Annotated in this window: 2 protein-coding genes and 2 pseudogenes; 1 reads left to right on the top strand and 3 read right to left on the bottom strand. The window is 70.9% G+C overall.

Annotated features, from left to right (window positions below; all coding sequences use genetic code 11):
* A pseudogene (locus tag K228_RS29075) lies at positions 1-787 on the top strand (hypothetical protein); the annotation flags it as partial.
* A gap of 21 nt (positions 788-808) precedes the next feature.
* Here K228_RS29075 and K228_RS0124785 read toward each other — a convergent pair.
* The 3 genes and pseudogenes from K228_RS0124785 to K228_RS0124775 form a co-directional block, all read right to left on the bottom strand.
* On the bottom strand, positions 809-1,195 hold the full coding sequence (locus K228_RS0124785; RefSeq protein WP_025620770.1) for a hypothetical protein: 387 nt from the start codon (positions 1,193-1,195) through the stop codon (positions 809-811).
* A gap of 17 nt (positions 1,196-1,212) precedes the next feature.
* Complete coding sequence (locus K228_RS0124780; RefSeq protein ID WP_029723976.1) at positions 1,213-1,401, bottom strand: hypothetical protein; 189 nt, start codon at positions 1,399-1,401, stop codon at positions 1,213-1,215.
* A gap of 52 nt (positions 1,402-1,453) precedes the next feature.
* Positions 1,454-1,857 (bottom strand): annotated as a pseudogene (locus K228_RS0124775) (protein phosphatase 2C domain-containing protein); the annotation flags it as partial.

Here is a 1,857-nt window from a genome sequence, read left to right as displayed (position 1 = left end):
GCCGCACTGGCGCAGCCGCCCGTACGGCACGATCCCAACCTCCCGACTGGCCACCGAAGCGGCGGCCGCCGAGAAGGAAGCCGCCCGACTAACCGCACTGGCCGCCCGCCAGCGCGCCGAGGCCGAGCAGATCCGGGCACGAGCCGAAGCCGGCCAAGGCCCGGCCATGACCGCGCTGCACACCCGCCGCGACGAGCTGACCGCTCAGGCCGCCGCCGTCGAACGCGCCGCCGCCCTGCAATCGCGAGCCGACGCAGCCCGCCAGCAGGCCCGCCAAGCGCGGGCCGAGGCGGACCGCCTGGACCAGCGCAACCCGCTTGCGCGGCTCATGAAGGGCACCGCCCAGCAAGCCCAGCTACGCGAGCAGGCCCGCGCCGCCGAACAGGCAGCCCAGCGCATCGAGCAGGAGATCAGACAGCTGTACCAGGGCGCCGGAGGACGCCGCGCCGACCGCGCGCCCAGCGAACTGGCCGCCCTCACCCGCACTTGGCGCCAGCGCACCGCCGACGCCCGCAGCACCGACGCGGCCGCGTGGCGGCTCACGCAGGCGCCGGCCGACAGCAACGACCACAACGCCGGCGTCCACCGCCAGCGGGCCGCCGGCCTACGCGCCGAGGCCGAACTTCGCGACCGGCTCACGCCAGCGCGCAACCAGCAGGAGAACCAGGCCCGCGCCCAGCGCCAAGCCGCCGCCCGGCAAGCCGCAGAACAACGCCAGCGCAAGGCCAGCCGCCAGCACACCCAGGACCGGGGCATCGGCCGCCGCGGACCGTCCCGCGGAAGGTGACCACGGACTTGTGGGCTCTTGTTAGAGGCTGATGATGGGGCCGCCGCCAGCGAGGCCGGCGTACAGGCCCGGCTGACTGGTGAGCACGTCGCAGCCAAGGTCAATCGCGATCAGGACCGCGCTGGCGGCGTCCAGCCGACCGACCGTGTCGTGGGTGATCGCGAGAGCCCGCCAGGACACCGGATCCGGAGTGAGGACGAGCGCGGCCTGGTGGTTGACGAGCAGGTCAAGACGGGTGGAATCGGCCGCTACCCGGGCAGCCTCGGCGAGGCACAGCACCGGAAGGCCAACCGCACACCCAGGCTCGTCGGCTACCTCAGCGATGACCTCGCCGACAGCGATCGACTCGCGAGTGAACGCCACGATGGCGCTCGTATCAAGGATGATCCGGACCGTGACGTCTTCCACGCGAGGCCGCCGGCCGGTCAGGCGGCGTTACGGTCGGTCAGGCCCAGCTGCTCACGTACCGCGGAGTCCAGCTCAGGGGTCCACCGCTCACGGGCCTCACGCAGCCGCCGACGGGCCCGCCGCTTACCCTCATCAGTCACCGTGATGTTCACCGCCGCGAGCATCGCCGCAGTGTCGGTGCCGGTCTCAGGAGCCTGGCTGGCCACTGACACAGAGTACCCCCACGGTGGCTTACTAGACAGGATGACCGGCCTCAACTCAGTCGCTGCCGGCTCTGAGGACGACGACGGTCGCGTCGTCATGGCGCTTGCCGCGCCAGCGTCGAGGGTCTGGATCGTCTAGCTCGGCTGTCCGGACGGCCCGGATGAGTGCCTCAGGTCCGCTTGCCGCGTGAAGATCGAAGACCTCGCGCCAGGTCCATGCGTACCGCTCGGTCAGCCGAGAGACGCCATCCGAGCAGAGGAGCAGCTGGTCGACTGATCTACGCGGTAGTGACCCTACGAGCGCATGGTCAGCAGCGTCAGGGACGGCGCCGAGCACCCAGAATCCGTTGGGTTGGTTGCGTACCGTCGCCACGTATGCCGGTGAGTAGGTACGTACTCGGCCCTCCACGACGGGTGCATCCGGCAAGTGATCCACACGATCATCGACGATGCTTGTGC

The sequence above is a fragment of the Salinispora cortesiana genome, from assembly GCF_000484695.1.
Taxonomy (GTDB): Bacteria; Actinomycetota; Actinomycetes; order Mycobacteriales; family Micromonosporaceae; genus Micromonospora; species Micromonospora cortesiana.
The sequence above is the reverse complement of the archived record's forward strand: the minus strand, read 5'-3'. Positions and strand labels throughout refer to the sequence as shown.